Source organism: Paenibacillus sp. JMULE4, from assembly GCF_013337105.1.
GTDB lineage: Bacteria > Bacillota > Bacilli > Paenibacillales > NBRC-103111 > Paenibacillus_G > Paenibacillus_G naphthalenovorans.
The window spans coordinates 1-17,119 of record NZ_SGWF01000023.1 but is presented as its reverse complement, the minus strand read 5'-3'; the positions used below and the strand labels follow the sequence as shown (position 1 = coordinate 17,119).

Sequence of the window (17,119 nt, the reverse complement as noted above, 5' to 3'; positions counted from 1 at the left end):
CACTTGCCCGAGTTATTTGAAATTACGATTCTGCATCTCTTCTTTTTTCAGCGTATAGTGTGATTCTACTTGCATTTTTAATATAAATGCCCGCAGGGAATTCGCTTTGTCCGGTGTCAGATCCACGTATCTCGCCCCGTAATAATAGCCTTCAGGGGTCGTTTCCGATCTTATGATTTCCGCAGCACATTGCAAGGTAAAGCCTAAATCGAGAGCCACGTTAACCGTCGAATTCGTGTCCAGACCGATGTTTTCCAGCACCGTAAAGCCTAATCCGCTGATACTTAAATTATGAACCGTGAGATCAACTTTATTTTGCAGCAGCCGTTCGACCCCCTTCGTTTCCTTGATGGAAACGATCACTCCGCTTTGATTTACCTTCACCCGGGGATGCTCGCGTTTTTCCGCGAAACGACTCTGATTACTGGGAGGATTGATGACCATGAGCGCACCATGATCCTTGGCGACAACCGTAGACTCAAACACATATACACCACCCGGAGAATAAACCGTCAGCTTGACCTTATCCCCGAGTTCGAATGCCTTATATTCCGAGATTTCGATCTCGATAATATCTCCTTCCGCATAAGTAAGGATACCCGTGGAGACAAAATCCTTTTTCTCTACCATAATCCGGCTTTGCAGCAAAATACCGTTTTGGCTTCTATTCTTGATCCTTTCTACCTCGAACGATTTGCCTTGCGAAGGCGAACTCATTGAAAGCAAACCACCTTTCACACCAAATGAAACCCGCTTATTTTTTAGCGGATCGTGACTACCACGCTGAAAACTAAGACCTTATAACTATATTCCAACTCGAATATTAGGTAAATTTACCCATTTCATATGTTACTTCATTATATCGCTTGCTTGAAAGCCGTTCAACTGATTTTTCATCTTTATCTCTTCTCACTGCTCACTCAATATCGATTATTCACATATTCGATATCCTGTGAATAACTGGATTGCCGGGAAATGAACTTGCTCTGAAGGCACGATTTTTCTACAATGGAATAGACAAACCAAATGACTTATCCACAATGTTATCCACAGTGTGTTAACAACGAATGTTTGTTCGAACTTGTGGTCACAAAGCTAAATGAGGTGTACGTATTGTCTTTATGGGAGGAACATCTGCCTTATATGAGAGCCGCCATCGATGAAGCCCGCAAAGCGGAGTCGATTTTAGAGGTCCCCATCGGCGCAGTCATCGTACGCGGTAATGAAATTATCGGCCGCGGCCACAATGTCCGCGAAACGACACGGGATCCGCTCGCCCATGCCGAATTGATCGCGATCAAACAGGCCAGCCGGCATTTGGATGCCTGGCGTCTATTGGATTGCAGACTTTATGTTACGCTCGAGCCATGTCCTATGTGTGCCGGTGCCATCGTACAATCCCGCATCCCTCAGGTTATTTATGGCACTCCCGATCCGAAAGCCGGATGTGCCGGAACACTGATGAACCTGCTTCAAGAAGATCGGTTTAATCATCGTGTGGACGTTATCAGCGGTGTGCTTCAAGAAGAGTGCGCGGTCATGCTGACCCAATTCTTTCGCAAATTACGGGGAAAGGCGTAGTGTGAAAACCGCTTGAATATGAAATCGCTTATGCCGGACGCGGCCGAATACGATTCACGCAGAACATTCTCAGCGCTGTGTACCGGCAGAGCATACGACTCTCTTTACTTTTTTTCTTGCCCATGATAAAATAATAAAGCCTTTAAGTGCTTTGCAAAAACATCGAGACGTGGCTCAGCTTGGTAGAGCGCTTGGTTCGGGACCAAGAGGTCGCAGGTTCAAATCCTGTCGTCTCGATTTTCTCTTTTAAGAAGAAAAAGCCTTGATTTTCAAGGCTTTTTTTGATGATAAGCAAAACAGGCTGATGCAGGTTAACCCAACCGGCATCAGCTTGTTCCAGGTATATTTGACTTCATAACCCTGCGGGAAGATCCTGCAGGGATTTTTTGCTGTTGTCACATCTTCACCGGCTGGTGGTTATCCCTGTTCCCGCAGTTCTGCCGGTATATCCTGAGGCAGCACCACTGTTACATTCATGTAAGGATAGTAAGAGTCAAAGCCTTGACGAATCGGCGGCTGCTTAACCTGAACATACATCGTATCCCCGATGGTACGAACGGTATACACGTTCTTTTCGGAAACCTCCGGGAATTGGTCCTCCTGTGTTCTTTCCCTGTAACTGCCGAACAAATGGACAGCCCGCTCCGCGGTTTGATCGACTTTGACCTGTGGACCGTTTGTCTGCACAATAATCCGCTTCACCCTCTCATCTACCGCTTCCCGCATCTCCGGAAGGTCTACGGTCCGTTCAACTGTACCCACCATCCGCCTGACCTCCCCGAGAACGCCGATGCTGGTCAAAAAGGTTAGTCCAAAAGAGCTGATAAACAGCAGACCCACGAAAAACACACTCATCAAATCATATCGAACCATGCTGTTTTCCTTCCGCATCCATATCAGATAGACAAGGATTTCAAGCCCCAGCAGCACGAACAGGATCGGCCACCAGGCAAAAAACGTATCGAAAGCGTTCAAGCCCTGCAGTTGAGATAAAAACAAGGTCACACCCAGGAAAATAAGCGACAAGCCCATGGATAAGGTTCCTACACGCCACGTTCTCACGAGGTCTTTTCCCCCTTTTCCCGCTTGCTGCCGAACAAGAGCCGAAGCCCGCCGCCGATCAGCAGTACGCATACAATGAACGTATGGAAGTATTGGTGGTACCAATACATAATTTCTCTGCTCAATTGCTCGTCGACCCATCGTTCCAATCCGTTCATCATGACGTTATCGACCAAATAATACAAGCCCAAAGCGAGCAATCCGATGCCGACCCACCTCTGATGGTTGATCAGCCAATCCACGACAGGCACATCTCTGATCTCCTCTCGCCCGTACCTTGAAATATACTGCAGTGCATCGAAGAAGCTGAAAAACCATAGAATCGGAATCAGAAACAGAAACAGCGACAGCCGAAGCACGTCTATGATGTAGATGCTGAACAGGAAAGCCGCCATGAGCTGCAAACCGCGCTTTTGCAGACCGAGATACATATGTCCCGCTCCAGGGAAGATGGAAAGCAGCATGCCAAGCGTTTTGTTCTTTTTTCCGGCTTCCCTCATTTCCTGATAATCTTCGAATATGGAACGGTCGATCAGTTCCTCTCCCCGCTGTTTGCGGTTTAGGTGCTGTACACAGTCAAACATGCAGTAGAGCCAGATGATCGGCAGCACGCCCAGAAAGACCATAAACTCCCCTCTATTCGTCAGCGCCGTTACGAAGATAATCATGATCGTAAGCCCGAAGAACGTCAGCAGGAACGCCAACCCCCGCTGCATCAACCCAAGCTGAAAGTGGCCGAGTCCGGGAACGAACGACAGCAGCATGGTAACAAAACGGTCGTCTGCCTGCGAAGCTGATGCCGGTGACGGTCCCCACACGGAGGAGGTATTCCCTGTCTGCGTACTGCCATGCGGGTCTGATCCTCCCCCTCCCCAGCTTTCCGGCAGCGGCGGCTGCGGCCTGCCCAGCAGCGTACGAATCATATCAATCATATTGACCGCCCAAATGACAAACGCCACAAACAGCATAAAAAAGTATGGAATTTCATTGTACCCGAACAGACGGTGAATACGTACCGCAACCATCACGACCAACAGCAGCAGCGAGCCGAAAAATCCGCCGCCATACAGCAGCGCTTTAATCAGCCGGCCCAAGTACAAGTGGCCGAGTCCAGGAATGAACGATAGTATAAAAGCAACCATCGGGTTTTTATTTGGATTCATGGGTATCCCCTCTTTCATATCTCGGTTGAATGGAATCGAGCATGCCGATTGTTTTGTTCATGAGCTTCTCGGAAACGGAAACGTGCAGAATCCGTGTTTCCGCTGTTCTTTTCTCTGAGGCTGTGTCAAACCGGGAAATGTGCTGCGTAAGGGTCTGGAAGACACCGGTGCTCATAAGAATCATCGTAATGGCTGCAGCTACCGTATAATGAAAGAATGGATGTTGAATCCACGGTATGCGTAATTTACGTTTGGTTTGCTCCGGCACCATCTCTACCGGCCTCGTGTAAGGCATTTCTTGTTCCAGACGCATCATCACCGCAGCGGAGAAAGCTTCCTGGTCCTCAAGCTGCGGCAGAACATCGCCAGCCTGTTCCAAACACTGCATATACAGCTCAAAACATGCATCGCAGCTGTCCAGATGCGATTCACAGATTGCCCTCTCTTCATTCGTCAGCTCATCTTTCACATATTGAAGCCAGGTTTCCATTCTCCTATGATTCATTCCCATTCCTCCTCCTTCCATACCTTTCGCATGTACTGTTTGGCCCGGTACAGCTTTGATTCCACTGTTTTCAGCGCCATCTGCTGCTCTTCGGCGATTTGTTGATAGCTCTTCTCTTCAATGTAGAATGCAACTACGACGTCACGGTAACTTTCGGGAAGCTGGTCGAGATAATGGCGAATCTGATCGCTGCGTTCCCGGTTGATTACCGTATCCTCCACCGGACGTTCCCTCAGCATGGGCCGCGCGCCCAGTCCCTCCCACTCATCCGTCAGCTCTTCTTTCTTTCGGTCTTTAGCCCGTTTGAAATCAATCGCTTTGTTGACGGCTATACGTGTCATCCAGGTTTTCAAACCTTGAAACCGGTATTGGGGGAGAGACGCGTATATCTTCAGCAGCGCTTCCTGAGTCACATCCTCGGCGTCCTTTGTCGACCGGAGCACAGAATATACCGCCTTGAACAAATGGTTCCCGTACTGATCCACCAGCTCACGAAACGCTTCCCGGTCGCCATCTATGATTCGTGCAATCCATGCTTCTTCCGTAATCGTCTCCCCCTCCTCTCTGGATAATAGACGCCGATGGCCGACGACATCACTGCATCTTTTTTAAATATTTTTACGGACTTTCTTCCCGGCCCTTCGTATGATATAATAACTATGGTTTTATGTCCCCGTAGCTCAACAGGATAGAGCAGTCCTCTCCTAAAGGACAGATAGTGGTTCGAGTCCTCTCGGGGACGCCATACATACCCTTTGAAAGCACACAAGGCCTGATTCACAGGTCTTTCATTATTTTCGCGCATAAAATATCACCCCTGCCGCCACAATAGCGAAGAGGTGATTTTTTATGGAAAAACATATTGATCCAACCGAAGAAATATATATTTATAACAACGAAGACATCAATGACGTGAAGGAGGACGCCACCGGCGAGGAAGGCTTGTCCGCCGGGAAGGCCGGGGAGCCCATACCGAGTCCCTCTGCCAGGAACGGCGACCGACCTTAAATAAGGCAACCGTCCGTAGTCGTACGGACGGTGCTTTTTCTTTTTGAAGACCGCTGATCAAAATATGCCATCGGTGATCACCAGCGGTCCGTCTTTGGTGATGGCAACGGTATGCTCAAACTGAGCCGACAGGCTGCCGTCGTAAGTTCGGGCGGTCCAGCCGTCCAATTCGATAAACATTTCGTGCTTGCCCGCATTGATCATCGGCTCAATGGTAAAAACCATACCTTCCTGAAGACGAACGCCGCGGCCCGGCTTGCCTACATGAGGAAATGTCGGCTCCTCGTGCATGCTTCGCCCGATTCCGTGCCCGACCAGATCGCGTACCACGGAGAAGCCGGCTCCTTCTGCATGTTTCTGCACGACATGCATGACATCGCCCATCCGGTTTCCCGCTACGGCCTTCTCGATGCTCAGCAACAGGCACTCCTTGGTCACTTGGATCAGACGCTCCGCCTCTGGAGAGATCGTTCCGACAGGATATGTACGGCAGGAATCCGCACACCACCCATTGTACCGGCATACAATGTCTACTTTGACGATATCTCCATTTTGCAGCGGTTCTTCGTTCGGAAATCCATGGGCGATCACGTCGTTAACAGAAGTACAAGTAGCAAACGGGTAACCTTTAAACCCTTTGACTACTTGTTCAGCCCCCTGCTCTTGAATAAACCGTTCAGCAAAATCATTGATAACCATTGTGGTAAGCCCCGGCTTGATCATCTTGGCAATTTCCTGATGACACTTGGCGAGAATCTCACCGGCTTTGCGCATCAGTTGAATTTCTTCCGGTGTTTTGATGATAATCATAACGAACCTCCTGAATTTCCAAATATCATATCACTTAGATCTATTGTACGCAATTGCTCGTAAAAGTTCCCCTATGGTAAGATGTCCGAACAAGATTTCATATTATAGAAGAAGGAGGCTGACCTCCCTTGACACAGGATGCCGCTTGGTGGGAAGAGCAGCATAGGCTGAAGCTTGTGCTGAATGAAGTTCGAAAGCTGATCGAGCGCTCGGAGGAATTATCCGAACAGCGTAAATCGACGGTAACCGAAGCACGCAAAGATTTCTGGGACGACATTACGGTCAATCTGGCGAATCCCGACGACATCATGGAGACCTACACCAGCATTACGCAGCAGTCCATGATGCTCGCCGGTCAAGAACGAAGCCTGCAGCATGCCGAAAATACGCGATACCGATTGCTGAGAATGTACAACTCACCGTATTTTGGCAGGATTGATTTTACGGAAAAAGGCTCTTCCGATACTGAGAAAATATACATCGGAATCGCTTCAGTTCTGGATGAGCAGACACAGACATACTGGGTTTACGATTGGCGTGCGCCCGTTTCGAGCTTGTTTTACGATTATTCGCCGGGCCCGGCCAATTACGAGACGCCTATGGGGACGATTTCCGGCACCTTGGATTTAAAACGCCAATTCATGATTCGCGGCGGCGAAATCAAAGCGATGTTCAATACAGGAATAACCATCGGCGACGAAGTGCTTCAGCACATTCTCGGGCAGCGTACCGATGACCATATGAAATCCATTGTGGCCACGATACAGAAAGAGCAGAATCAGATCATCCGGGATGACCGCCACAGGGTACTGATCGTTCAAGGAGCGGCAGGCAGCGGGAAAACATCCGTCGCTTTGCAACGGGTCGCCTATCTCCTCTACAAGCATCGCCAAACGCTTAACAGCGACAATATGGTGCTGTTCAGTCCTAACGCCCTGTTTAACAGCTATATCTCAAGCGTCCTTCCTGAGCTTGGCGAAGCCAATATGCAGCAAACGACCTATCAGGACTATCTGCAGCTGCGCCTTGGCTCGCAATTTCAAGTGGAGGATGCGTACGAGCAAATGGAAGCGATGCTTCATACCCATGGTGATCCTGGAGATGAAATACGCAGGAGCAGCATCCGCTTTAAATCATCCAAAGCCTTTGTCGACATCATAGAGAAATATGCCCGGGGGTTGGAGTCCCAAGACATGCGGTTTAATGACCTGGTCTTTCGAGGAAGGGTACTGATCGGCAAGCAGCAAATGGCAAACTATTTTTATAGCCTGGACGGGTCTATAAAGCTGAGCATCAAAATACACTTAGTGAAGGAATGGCTTCTGAAAGAGCTTAAACGGCTGGCCAAAGAGGAAAGAATGAAGCCGTGGGTGAAAGAGGAAATCGAGCTGCTGGATAAGGAAGTCTATCAGCGAGCTTACAACGCGCTTCGGAAGCAAAAAGGCGACCGGGAGACAGCATTTGATGACGCGATGCAGGAAGCGCTGCTGCTCAGTAAATACGTTGTACACGAAAAATTCAAGCCGCTCCGGGAGAAGATCAAACAGCTGCGATTTATTTCGGCTGCGGCACTATACAGACAGCTGATATCCGATGTCTCCCGGTTTGCCCTAACCGCCGGGGACAAAGAACTTGAGCTCCCTCCGGAATGGGAGGAAATCGGTCGGTTGACCCTTGAGCAAATGGACCGCGGCCGGCTGACTTACGAAGATGCGACTCCGTTTCTGTACTTGACCGGATTAATCGAGGGCTTTCCATCGTATAATACGGTCCGTCATGTCATTATCGATGAGGCACAGGACTACTCGCCCTTTCAACTGGTATTCCTGAACCGCTTGTTCCCCTGGGCCAAAATGACGCTGCTGGGTGATTTCAATCAGGCCATTTCTGCGCATCATACAGCAGAAGCCGATCATGGCATGGCCGGCTACGAAGTAATCTACGATTTATATGGTCCTGAACAAGTGGAGTTCATACGACTGGTTCGAAGCTACCGGTCAACCAAAGAAATCGCCGAATTCACCAAGGCGATTTTGCCCTGCGGGGAGCCTGTAGAGCCGTTCAGCCGCAGCGGGGAGCCTCCCAAACTGATAGCCGTGTCTGATCATGCCATGCTGACGGACGTCTTGCTTGGGGAAGTGAAGAGGCTCCAAACGTCTGGAATCGGCACGATCGCCATCATATGCAAAACAGCCCGGGAAACCCGCGATGCGTACGATAAGCTCTCAAGCCAATTGCCTCAGCTTCAATGGATTACTAAAGAGACCCGATTGTTTCACGCCGGCGTAGTACTCATTCCCGTTTATTTGGCCAAAGGACTCGAATTTGACGCTGTGCTTATTTATAACGCCTCAGCCGAACATTACTATCGGGAAGTTGAGCGAAAGCTGCTGTATACCGCCTGCACCCGGGCTATGCACAAGCTTACGATTTTCCATACGGGGCAGCCTAGTCCCTTTCTGTCTCACCATCATGAAAAATCAAAGAGAACCCTCTAAACTCGGTTCTCATTTCGATGGGATCATGGTAAAATGAGGAATCAATTTCATAATCGAGGTGGAAACGAATCATGTCCGCAGATCACTTGTTTTACATCATTTATGACGAGTTTTCCATTTCCATCTGTACTCAATTTGATGAAGTGATTGATGCGGTAACCGGCGGTGCTTTCATATACGGATATACCGATGATGAAGCCATGGCTTACGAAATGATGAAAGATTGCTTCAACAAAGTAGAGCTGGAGAATAATAATTAGGGTTTCGATTGTGAACAAAGGGATCCCTTGATTTTTAATCTGAACCGAAAAACAAACCGGATTTGCTTTCCGACGCAAAACAGGGACTGCCGGTCGTGCCGGCAGCCCCATGCTAATCGGGATTCCTTGATATTTCAACTTATTTCAAGTTAAGCGTCGGGTTAAAAACCCCAAACCCATTATCTACGTCCCGTAGATGTTCTTTCTTTGTTAGTTTTAACGTGAGTTTATTCACACCTTTTACGCTAACGGACACGTCCTCCGGGAATTCCCCAGGGCCAAAATCATGGGAATAAAGCTCTTTTCCGTCACCTTCTATAACGAAAGTGACAATGTTCGGCGAGTCTTGATTCTCCTTCAATATACCCGCTTTGGCTTTGAAAGAAGTATACTGGCCATTTAACGGATATTCTTGATACATGGACTCCCCTGTATCCAATGTCCAATCGGCATAAAAAGCAACGTAGTTCTCATACTCATTCGATAAATTATCCTGAATCTTTTTGCCGTGATTAATTAACGAGATACCATTCCAGTTACTAACTTTTTGTGTATTCATTGGTTGGACTCGTTCTCCAAGAAATTCTTCATTCGGTTCGTTTGTTTCTCCAATGAACACCGTTCCGGTTTCACCATCCCACCCTACTTTTTGTCCGAGATTTTCGGCAACAAATCGAAGCGGGACATAGGTGGATCCATTATAAATAAACGGCTTATCCTCGGCAGGCATTTTAGAAACATTATTAATTTTAATATCTTTCACCTCGTAAAAAACTTCAAGCATGGTGCTCCCGCTTGCTGCATATGCAGCTGTTCCCGCAAATAGCGCACTTACAATGATTCCCGCGGTAAAACCCTTTAATTTGTCCTTTAACATATACCGATACCTCCACGGTATTATTTGATTATGTAGTTCAGTAGTAAATTCCAACGAAAAATTTACCTCGTTTTGATTCCTCCCCCATTCGCTAACGTTCGTACTCCGTTTTGATAATTGTACTAAAATTGCTCCTGTAAATAATTTATCGGAGGTTTGCGTTCCATCTATTAGACTATATTTTAAAATACCCGGCCCCTTTCCAAGATCATCTATAACTTAATTATTGCAACGAATTAGTAAAATCAGCTTACTCAACTATTAAACTTCGATATTCACACAGAGGAGATTACATGGAATTGTTCTTCGATCACATGAAACAGTGGACATTAAAAAAGATGACCCCCGACGAATTCAGAGGTCATTACTGGCTAGCTAAATCGATGGCTATTTGATATAAACTGTCCACAAACCGGGTCTTAGTTCAAGGTAAGAGGCTGTTGATTATTGTTAACCCTCGCCATTATTATGGCGGCTGTGATTTTGATTTTTCACTTTCTTCGAGCCGGATAACGGTTCATTCGGGTGGCGGTGCTCGTCTTGGTTTTGACGGCCGCTCGGCGGGTTTACCGGTTGAGGAATATTTTTAGGCATGTGATTCCCGTCTCCCTTCGCTGGTTACTCTTTATCCATCAGCATCGATGTATGAGGTGTTTCATCATGATTTAACGCATCCTGATGCCGGTGATCGTTGGTTTGCTGCTGCACCTGCTGTGCCTGATGGCCGGTAACCACCGTTTTGTCCAAATCTTTAACGACATTTTGCAGATTTTTATCTACGCTGCTTTTATTTTTTGTCATGTTGGCCGTTTCCTCCGTTTAGCTGTGCGTAAAAGAATGAAGCTGTTGTGCACACTCATGGATATGCCTTACATAATCATCAACTAACGTCTGAATGACGTCCGTTCGCTCATCGACATTGTCCCCGTCTCGTTCCACATCAACAAGGTCGACCTTCACTTCTCTGGAATCGACATAAGTACATTTGAAATCAAAGCCGTAGTTATTCCGACCCGCCGTAGCAATATGAACGCGCAGCACATTCGCTTCCGCCTCATCAGCCTGGACTTCTGCTCTGTCCGAGGTATTCAGCACGGTAGGCAGCGTTCTCGCCCATGCCTCGGCCAGTTGCTGTTGGTCCACTTGCAGGCTATCCTTTTTGCTCATGAGTAACACCTCCACATTACTAACATGCGGAGATGCCATCCTCCTTATACCAAGCGTACCTAAGTAAAAAAAGCCATAGGTTCCGTTACACAATAAGAAAAACCTCGCCTCCGGCGAGATCCTTTATCGTGCAAACCCATACGTTGGATAAGGAGGGAAGGGGTGTGGGGTTCCACCCGCTGCTTTCTTATCTGTCAAAAAAAACGACCCTTATCAGGTCGCTGTTTTTTTGTTTTATGGACCATTTATTATTATAAATGGCGGAGAGGGTGGGATTCGAACCCACGGTGGCCTCACGACCACGGCGGTTTTCAAGACCGCTGCCTTAAACCACTCGACCACCTCTCCGGGTGACAACAAGCATTGTATCACAAAAACTAAAGCATGATCAAGCTCTAATTTTTACTGATTTTCGTTACATTCCCCATATACGGCTGAAGCACTTCCGGAATCAAAACGCTGCCGTCTTCCTGCTGGTAGTTCTCCAGAATGGCGGCGACGGTTCGGCCAATAGCCAACCCTGATCCGTTGAGCGTATGCACGAATTCGGGTTTCGCCTTGGTATCGCGGCGGAAACGAATGTTAGCTCGGCGTGCTTGGAAATCCTCAAAGTTACTGCAAGACGAAATCTCGCGGTACGTATTGCTGCTTGGAAGCCATACCTCAAGATCGTACGTTTTCGCCGACGAGAAGCCCAAATCACCCGTACAAAGCGACAGCACACGGTAAGGCAGCTTGAGCAGCTGCAGCACCTTCTCCGCATCCATCGTCAGTTTCTCGAGCTCCTCATTGGATTGCTCCGGTGCGGTCAGCTTCACCAGTTCAATTTTGTTAAATTGATGCTGTCTGATCAGACCCCGGGTATCACGTCCGGCAGAACCGGCTTCCGAACGGAAGCAAGCGCTGAACGCCACAAAATACTTAGGCAAATCCTCCAAGGATAATATGTCATCCCGATGATAGTTGGTCACCGGAACCTCAGCCGTAGGAATCAAGAAATAATCTGTTTCATCGATTTTAAAAACATCTTCTGCAAATTTCGGCAGCTGTCCCGTTCCCGTCAAACTATCCCGGTTTACGATATACGGCGGAAGTATCTCCTGATACCCGTGCTGGTCCGCATGCAAATCCATCATAAAATTCATTAAAGCCCGCTCCAGGCGAGCACCAAGCCCTTTATAAAACACAAAGCGCGAGCCAGTCACCTTCGCCGCAGACTCAAAATCCAATATATTCAGCTGCTGCGCCACTTCCCAATGCGGCTTCGGCTCGAACGAAAAGCTCGGTACTTCGCCCACACGGCGAATTTCCACATTGTCTTCCTCGGATGCACCTACCGGCACCCCGTCTTGAGGAATATTGGGAATAGCCAGCACGATAGCATCGAGGTCAGACTCCAGAACGCGAATTTCTTCATCCAATGTTTTAATGCGGTCTCCGACAACCTTCATTTCTTCAATCAGATGATTCGCATCTTCCTTAGCCTTCTTCAGCCGAGCCACTTCCTGTGAAACCACGTTACGGCGGTTTTTCAGCTGCTCCACTTCTTGTAAAAGCTCTCTGCGTTTAAGATCCAGGCTAGTAAAACGATCCAGCTCCTCGAGGTTATTTCCTCCCCGATTCTTCATGGCCTGTTTTACTTTATCCATATCGCTGCGCAGTAATTTTACATCCAACAAGGAGATCCCTCCTACCTCGTCTCACGTACCATGTCTATAAAATAAGCGTGCATCCGCTCATCATCGGTCAATTCCGGATGAAACGAGGCTGCCAACAAATGCCCTTGTCTAGCGGCCACGATCTGGTCACGATAGGTAGACAGCACGTCCACATTGTCGCCCACCTTGACAATCAAAGGAGCGCGAATAAACACAGCTCGAACATTGTTATCGATGCCTTTGATATCCAAGTCGGTTTCAAAGCTTTCACGCTGCCGCCCAAAAGCGTTTCGCTCCACTTCGATATCCATCAGCTCCAGATGCGCCTCTTCCTGCCCGACAATGCTTTTTGCAAGAACAATTAAGCCTGCACAGGTGCCGAAAATCGGCTTGCCCTGCCGTGAAAATTCACGTAGGGCATCCACAAAATGATAAGTCCTCATCAGTTTCCCGATCGTAGTGCTTTCGCCTCCGGGAATAATGATTCCGTCGATTTCTTGCAGCTGCTCCACTTTTTTTACGACAACGCCCTGCGCCCCGGCCTTTTCTATCATTTTAATATGTTCAGCCACGGCACCCTGCAGCGCTAAAACTCCGATTTTCATCTCACACTACCTTCTTCCCGAACGAAAAAAATGGATTACCAACCGCGCTCTTGCATCCGCTCGGAGACATGCAGTTTGGAAATTTCAATTCCCTTCATTGGCGTACCGAGGTTTTTCGAAATATTTGCAATCAGCTCGTAATCTGTATAGTGGGTAGTCGCCTCAACAATCGCTTTAGCAAATTTTTCAGGGTTGTCCGATTTGAAAATACCGGACCCGACAAATACGCCGTCCGAACCCAAATGCATCATCAGCGCTGCATCTGCCGGTGTAGCCACACCGCCTGCAGCAAAGTTTACAACAGGAAGACGTCCTGTTTCATGTACTTGAAGCAGCAGCTCATAAGGAGCCCCCAAATTTTTCGCTTCAGCCATCAGCTCGTCCTTGGACAAGGACTGGATCTTCCGGATTTGTCCGGTAATCATCCGCATATGACGAACCGCTTCAACGATATTTCCCGTTCCCGGCTCACCCTTTGTACGAATCATCGATGCGCCTTCCCCGATTCTGCGGAGCGCTTCGCCAAGATCTCTTGCACCGCAAACGAACGGTACGGTGAATTCATGTTTATTAATATGGAACACTTCATCCGCCGGAGTGAGCACTTCGCTTTCATCGATATAGTCTACGCCCATCGATTCCAGCACTTTCGCCTCAACATAATGGCCGATCCGTGCTTTAGCCATAACAGGAATGGATACAGCTTTCATAACCTCTTCTACAATCGTAGGGTCGGCCATACGAGCTACTCCTCCGGCCGCACGAATATCGGAAGGCACTCTTTCAAGCGCCATAACGGCGGAGGCGCCTGCCGCTTCAGCGATGCGAGCCTGCTCTGCACTCATGACGTCCATAATGACGCCGCCTTTTTGCATTTCTGCCATACCTTTTTTAACGCGCGATGTACCAGTTTCCATTTCCGATTCCTCCCACAACATATCGATATATTTCGACGATCGGCCTTAATAGGACAAACTAACTAAACAAATATTTTACATCAATAGGAGCAAATAAACAACCCATTTTATCGGATTTCATCAGCTTGTGACACCTTTGACCGTATCTACAAAAAAGTCCTTGATCGCTCTGAAGAACAGCCGGATCCAGCTTCCTTGCTCTACATCCTCGGCTGCCACCAAATTAGCTGTTTGTTCATTTCCGTTATAGGAAACCTTGACCGTCCCAAGCACCTGACCCTGTGTAATCGGGGCGATAAGCTTACTTTCATCTGCCGGTGCCGCTGTAATCGTAAATTGATCGGCCGCGGCGCCTTTTTTGGCAACGATGGAAACTGCAGTTTCCGTGACGACCGGCACTTGTGTTTTCACACCTTTTTTAATATTCACTGTTTTCATGGAATCTATTTCAGCTTTCGCACCCAGGACCTGTTTCAGTTCAAAGTTCGTGAAACCGTAGTCAAGCACTTTGCGGGTCTCTTCAAACCGGCTTGGCTCCGTTAACGTTCCCATCACGACACTGATCAGCCTCATTCCATTACGTTCCGCTGTTCCGGTAAAGCAATAGCCGGCTTCATTCGTGCTTCCTGTTTTTAAACCGTCGAGGCCTTCATAAGCATATCGCTTAAAATTGGTCGTGTTCCGGTTGTCCCAAAGCATCCAGTTCCAGTTAATCATTGGTGTCGTGTCTCTCTCACGGAATTTCTTGGCCGGGATTTTCGTATATTCCAGTACTTCCTTATGATCCTTTAAGATATTATAGGCGATGATAGCTGCATCTCTTGCAGAAAGGAGCGTTTCCCCCTGCAAATTCTGGGGAGCATACTTACCAAGGTCGGCCCGTCCCAATCCTGTCGCATTAATAAAATGAGCTTGTTCCGACAATCCGAATTCTTTTGCTTTTTCATTCATCATTTTGGCGAAATTTTCTTCTGTCCCGCCTATATGTTCAGCTAGCGCTACTGCAGCATCGTTTGCCGAGTAAATCGACAATGCGGAGAACATATCATCTACCGTAGCTTGCTCTCCCTCAGCTAACAGAATTTGCGAACCTATCACTTCCGACGCGTATTTACTGGTGGTAACCATCGTTGTTTTATCGATTTTGCCAGACTTAATTGCCTCCATTACTAAATATTCCGTCATCATCTTAGCCATACTTGCGGGAGGTAGTGCCTCATCTGCGTTATATTCATATAAAATCTGGCCTGTGCTCGCTTCCATCAATATAGCGGATTTGGCATTCAGTTTTAAATCCACAGGGGTATCCGCAGCTTGAACCGGTGTTGGCTGAACCAGGGTAAGTGACGCGTTTAATAAGAGGGTGACAACTACGACAGAACAAATTTTTTTAACATAACGAAACAACCATCTCACTCCCAGTATTAGAATTTCATCTTATGGCATAGACAAGCCTGTTTTATTGTACCACATGCCTGGGAAGCTGTACAAAAACAAGGAACGGAAGCCATAGCTTCCGTTCCGCATTTTAGGTTTTGATTTCTTTTTATAAGGAGTAATTCGGCGCTTCTTTTGTAATCTGAATGTCGTGCGGATGACTTTCCCGTAGACCTGCACCGGTGATCCGAATGAATGTTGTTTCATTGATCAGCGCATCAATGTTTTTCGCTCCGCAGTAACCCATACCCGAACGAAGTCCGCCGACCAACTGATAAAGCGTGTCCGCCAGAGGTCCTTTGTACGGTACCCGTCCTTCAATGCCCTCCGGAACCAGCTTGCTTTCGTTCTCCTGAAAATAGCGATCCTTACTGCCATCCTTCATCGCTCCAAGAGAGCCCATACCACGATACACTTTAAAACGGCGGCCTTGGAAAATTTCCGATTCGCCGGGGCTTTCCTCGGTGCCTGCAAAAAGACTGCCGATCATTACCGCGCTGGCCCCTGCCGCTATAGCTTTGACAACGTCTCCTGAGTATTTAATACCGCCGTCTGCAATAATCGGCACTTGATATTGTCTCGCTACTGAAGCGCAATCGTAAATGGCTGTAATCTGCGGTACACCGATTCCTGCGATGACCCTCGTTGTACAAATGGATCCAGGTCCGATCCCCACTTTAACAATGCTCGCCCCGGCTTCAATCAAGTCTCTTGTGCCTTCTCCTGTAGCGACGTTACCTGCGCAAATCGGCAAATCCGGATATTGTTCACGAATTTTTTTCACGGTATTGAGAATATTGATGTGATGCCCATGAGCGGAATCTACAACAATCAAATCGATACCGGCTTCGACCAAAGCGGCCGTACGTTCCATTACATCTTTGGATACGCCGACAGCTGCACCTACAAGCAGCCTGCCTTGCTTATCTTTAGCCGAATTCGGGAATTGAATCGCTTTTTCAATATCCTTAATGGTGATAAGGCCTTTTAAAATCATGTTTTCATCCACTAAAGGCAGCTTCTCGATTTTGTGTTTCTGGAGAAGGACTTCAGCCTCCTGAAGCGTAGTTCCTACAGGAGCAGTTACGAGTTTTTCTCTCGTCATCACTTCTTTAATTTTGATCGAGTAATCATGGACAAAACGAAGATCGCGATTCGTCAAAATGCCGACCAATTTGTTATTTTCATCACAAATCGGTACTCCGGAGATCCGGTATTTGGCCATTAATTCTTCCGCATCATAAACATGGTGCTCCGGCGTAAGGGAGAACGGATTCGTAATAACGCCACTCTCGGAGCGCTTCACCCGGTCAACTTCCTCCGCTTGTTGGGCAATCGTCATGTTTTTATGAATGATACCAATACCGCCTTCCCGGGCTATAGCAATCGCCAAAGCAGATTCCGTAACGGTATCCATTGCTGAGCTGAGAAACGGAATGTTAAGCTTGATTTGGTTGGTCAATTGGGTTGAAACATCAATTTCTTTACCGAAAACGTCCGATTTACGCGGAACAAGCAATACATCGTCAAATGTCAGTCCTTCTTTTGCAAACTTAGTTTCCCACACAAAA

Annotated in this window: 19 protein-coding genes and 3 tRNA genes; 6 read left to right on the top strand and 16 right to left on the bottom strand. The window is 47.7% G+C overall.

Annotated elements, in window-relative coordinates; all coding sequences use genetic code 11:
• Positions 1-12: 12 nt before the first annotated feature.
• Complete coding sequence (locus tag EXW96_RS26020) at positions 13-717, bottom strand: flagellar brake protein (protein ID WP_174351754.1); 705 nt, start codon at positions 715-717, stop codon at positions 13-15.
• 396 nt (positions 718-1,113) lie between these two features.
• Between EXW96_RS26020 and tadA the strand changes: the two genes are divergently transcribed.
• Both tadA and EXW96_RS26010 read left to right on the top strand, forming a co-directional pair.
• Positions 1,114-1,581, top strand: a complete 468-nt coding sequence (gene tadA / locus EXW96_RS26015) for a tRNA adenosine(34) deaminase TadA (RefSeq protein WP_256380571.1) — start codon at positions 1,114-1,116, stop codon at positions 1,579-1,581.
• A 163-nt stretch (positions 1,582-1,744) separates the two neighbouring features.
• Positions 1,745-1,818, top strand: a tRNA-Pro gene (locus EXW96_RS26010).
• 180 nt (positions 1,819-1,998) lie between these two features.
• Here EXW96_RS26010 and EXW96_RS26005 read toward each other — a convergent pair.
• The 4 genes from EXW96_RS26005 to EXW96_RS25990 are packed head-to-tail and all read right to left on the bottom strand — an operon-like array spanning position 1,999 to position 4,829.
• Entirely contained in the window at positions 1,999-2,643 is a 645-nt protein-coding gene (locus EXW96_RS26005; protein WP_054819857.1) for a LiaF transmembrane domain-containing protein, read from the bottom strand.
• A complete protein-coding gene (locus EXW96_RS26000; RefSeq protein WP_062410181.1) occupies positions 2,640-3,806 on the bottom strand; it encodes a hypothetical protein in 1,167 nt (388 codons plus the stop codon). Before EXW96_RS26000 ends, EXW96_RS26005 begins: the two co-directional genes overlap by 4 nt.
• The gene (locus EXW96_RS25995) at positions 3,793-4,311 is read right to left on the bottom strand and encodes an anti-sigma factor family protein (RefSeq protein ID WP_054819856.1); all 519 of its coding nucleotides are present in this window, start codon (positions 4,309-4,311) and stop codon (positions 3,793-3,795) included. Before EXW96_RS25995 ends, EXW96_RS26000 begins: the two co-directional genes overlap by 14 nt.
• Entirely contained in the window at positions 4,308-4,829 is a 522-nt protein-coding gene (locus tag EXW96_RS25990; RefSeq protein WP_375162773.1) for an RNA polymerase sigma factor, read from the bottom strand. Before EXW96_RS25990 ends, EXW96_RS25995 begins: the two co-directional genes overlap by 4 nt.
• A 151-nt stretch (positions 4,830-4,980) precedes the next feature.
• Here EXW96_RS25990 and EXW96_RS25985 point away from each other — a divergent pair.
• Positions 4,981-5,056: transfer RNA gene (locus EXW96_RS25985), tRNA-Arg, on the top strand.
• Between the two features lie 104 nt (positions 5,057-5,160).
• On the top strand, positions 5,161-5,319 hold the full coding sequence (locus tag EXW96_RS25980; RefSeq protein WP_160327400.1) for a hypothetical protein: 159 nt from the start codon (positions 5,161-5,163) through the stop codon (positions 5,317-5,319).
• 57 nt (positions 5,320-5,376) lie between these two features.
• On the opposite strand, the gene map is transcribed toward EXW96_RS25980, so the two are convergent.
• Positions 5,377-6,129: a type I methionyl aminopeptidase gene (gene map, locus EXW96_RS25975; protein ID WP_174351753.1), complete on the bottom strand. Its 753-nt coding sequence runs from the start codon at positions 6,127-6,129 to the stop codon at positions 5,377-5,379.
• A gap of 128 nt (positions 6,130-6,257) precedes the next feature.
• On the opposite strand from map, the gene helD reads away from it, so the two are divergent.
• Positions 6,258-8,627 carry an RNA polymerase recycling motor HelD gene (gene helD / locus EXW96_RS25970; protein WP_174351752.1) on the top strand — a complete coding sequence of 790 codons (2,370 nt, stop codon included), beginning with the start codon at positions 6,258-6,260 and terminating at the stop codon, positions 8,625-8,627.
• Between the two features lie 71 nt (positions 8,628-8,698).
• Positions 8,699-8,887: a hypothetical protein gene (locus EXW96_RS25965; RefSeq protein ID WP_054819855.1), complete on the top strand. Its 189-nt coding sequence runs from the start codon at positions 8,699-8,701 to the stop codon at positions 8,885-8,887.
• A 139-nt stretch (positions 8,888-9,026) separates the two neighbouring features.
• Here EXW96_RS25965 and EXW96_RS25960 read toward each other — a convergent pair whose 3' ends face one another.
• From EXW96_RS25960 to guaB, 10 genes are all read right to left on the bottom strand, one after another.
• Positions 9,027-9,764, bottom strand: coding sequence for a stalk domain-containing protein (locus EXW96_RS25960; RefSeq protein ID WP_174351751.1), 738 nt, complete (start codon positions 9,762-9,764; stop codon positions 9,027-9,029).
• 450 nt (positions 9,765-10,214) lie between these two features.
• Positions 10,215-10,358, bottom strand: coding sequence for a small acid-soluble spore protein P (locus EXW96_RS25955; protein WP_054819852.1), 144 nt, complete (start codon positions 10,356-10,358; stop codon positions 10,215-10,217).
• Between the two features lie 24 nt (positions 10,359-10,382).
• On the bottom strand, positions 10,383-10,565 hold the full coding sequence (locus EXW96_RS25950) for a hypothetical protein (RefSeq protein ID WP_054819851.1): 183 nt from the start codon (positions 10,563-10,565) through the stop codon (positions 10,383-10,385).
• 18 nt (positions 10,566-10,583) lie between these two features.
• Positions 10,584-10,931: a hypothetical protein gene (locus EXW96_RS25945; protein WP_054819850.1), complete on the bottom strand. Its 348-nt coding sequence runs from the start codon at positions 10,929-10,931 to the stop codon at positions 10,584-10,586.
• A gap of 258 nt (positions 10,932-11,189) precedes the next feature.
• Positions 11,190-11,279: transfer RNA gene (locus EXW96_RS25940), tRNA-Ser, on the bottom strand.
• 47 nt (positions 11,280-11,326) lie between these two features.
• The gene (serS, locus tag EXW96_RS25935; protein WP_054819849.1) at positions 11,327-12,610 is read right to left on the bottom strand and encodes a serine--tRNA ligase; all 1,284 of its coding nucleotides are present in this window, start codon (positions 12,608-12,610) and stop codon (positions 11,327-11,329) included.
• 11 nt (positions 12,611-12,621) lie between these two features.
• Complete coding sequence (gene pdxT / locus EXW96_RS25930; RefSeq protein WP_062410186.1) at positions 12,622-13,194, bottom strand: pyridoxal 5'-phosphate synthase glutaminase subunit PdxT; 573 nt, start codon at positions 13,192-13,194, stop codon at positions 12,622-12,624.
• A gap of 35 nt (positions 13,195-13,229) precedes the next feature.
• Positions 13,230-14,111, bottom strand: coding sequence for a pyridoxal 5'-phosphate synthase lyase subunit PdxS (pdxS, locus tag EXW96_RS25925; RefSeq protein ID WP_062410187.1), 882 nt, complete (start codon positions 14,109-14,111; stop codon positions 13,230-13,232).
• Positions 14,112-14,231: 120 nt separating this feature from the next.
• Complete coding sequence (locus EXW96_RS25920) at positions 14,232-15,527, bottom strand: D-alanyl-D-alanine carboxypeptidase family protein (protein WP_309225225.1); 1,296 nt, start codon at positions 15,525-15,527, stop codon at positions 14,232-14,234.
• Between the two features lie 130 nt (positions 15,528-15,657).
• Positions 15,658-17,115, bottom strand: coding sequence for an IMP dehydrogenase (guaB, locus tag EXW96_RS25915; protein WP_062410189.1), 1,458 nt, complete (start codon positions 17,113-17,115; stop codon positions 15,658-15,660).
• Positions 17,116-17,119: the final 4 nt, after the last annotated feature.

What these genes read in the sequence shown, in the direction of transcription:
- EXW96_RS26020 (WP_174351754.1), bottom strand. Translation starts at nt 717, where the DNA reads ATGAGTTCGCCTTCGCAAGGCAAATCGTTCGAGGTAGAAAGGATCAAG.
- pdxT (WP_062410186.1), bottom strand. Translation starts at nt 13,194, where the DNA reads ATGAAAATCGGAGTTTTAGCGCTGCAGGGTGCCGTGGCTGAACATATT.
- EXW96_RS25965 (WP_054819855.1), top strand. Translation starts at nt 8,699, where the DNA reads ATGTCCGCAGATCACTTGTTTTACATCATTTATGACGAGTTTTCCATT.
- map (WP_174351753.1), bottom strand. Translation starts at nt 6,129, where the DNA reads ATGATTATCATCAAAACACCGGAAGAAATTCAACTGATGCGCAAAGCC.
- EXW96_RS25980 (WP_160327400.1), top strand. Translation starts at nt 5,161, where the DNA reads ATGGAAAAACATATTGATCCAACCGAAGAAATATATATTTATAACAAC.
- EXW96_RS25950 (WP_054819851.1), bottom strand. Translation starts at nt 10,565, where the DNA reads ATGACAAAAAATAAAAGCAGCGTAGATAAAAATCTGCAAAATGTCGTT.
- EXW96_RS25955 (WP_054819852.1), bottom strand. Translation starts at nt 10,358, where the DNA reads ATGCCTAAAAATATTCCTCAACCGGTAAACCCGCCGAGCGGCCGTCAA.
- pdxS (WP_062410187.1), bottom strand. Translation starts at nt 14,111, where the DNA reads ATGGAAACTGGTACATCGCGCGTTAAAAAAGGTATGGCAGAAATGCAA.
- EXW96_RS25945 (WP_054819850.1), bottom strand. Translation starts at nt 10,931, where the DNA reads ATGAGCAAAAAGGATAGCCTGCAAGTGGACCAACAGCAACTGGCCGAG.
- EXW96_RS26000 (WP_062410181.1), bottom strand. Translation starts at nt 3,806, where the DNA reads ATGAATCCAAATAAAAACCCGATGGTTGCTTTTATACTATCGTTCATT.
- EXW96_RS25995 (WP_054819856.1), bottom strand. Translation starts at nt 4,311, where the DNA reads ATGAATCATAGGAGAATGGAAACCTGGCTTCAATATGTGAAAGATGAG.
- EXW96_RS25960 (WP_174351751.1), bottom strand. Translation starts at nt 9,764, where the DNA reads ATGTTAAAGGACAAATTAAAGGGTTTTACCGCGGGAATCATTGTAAGT.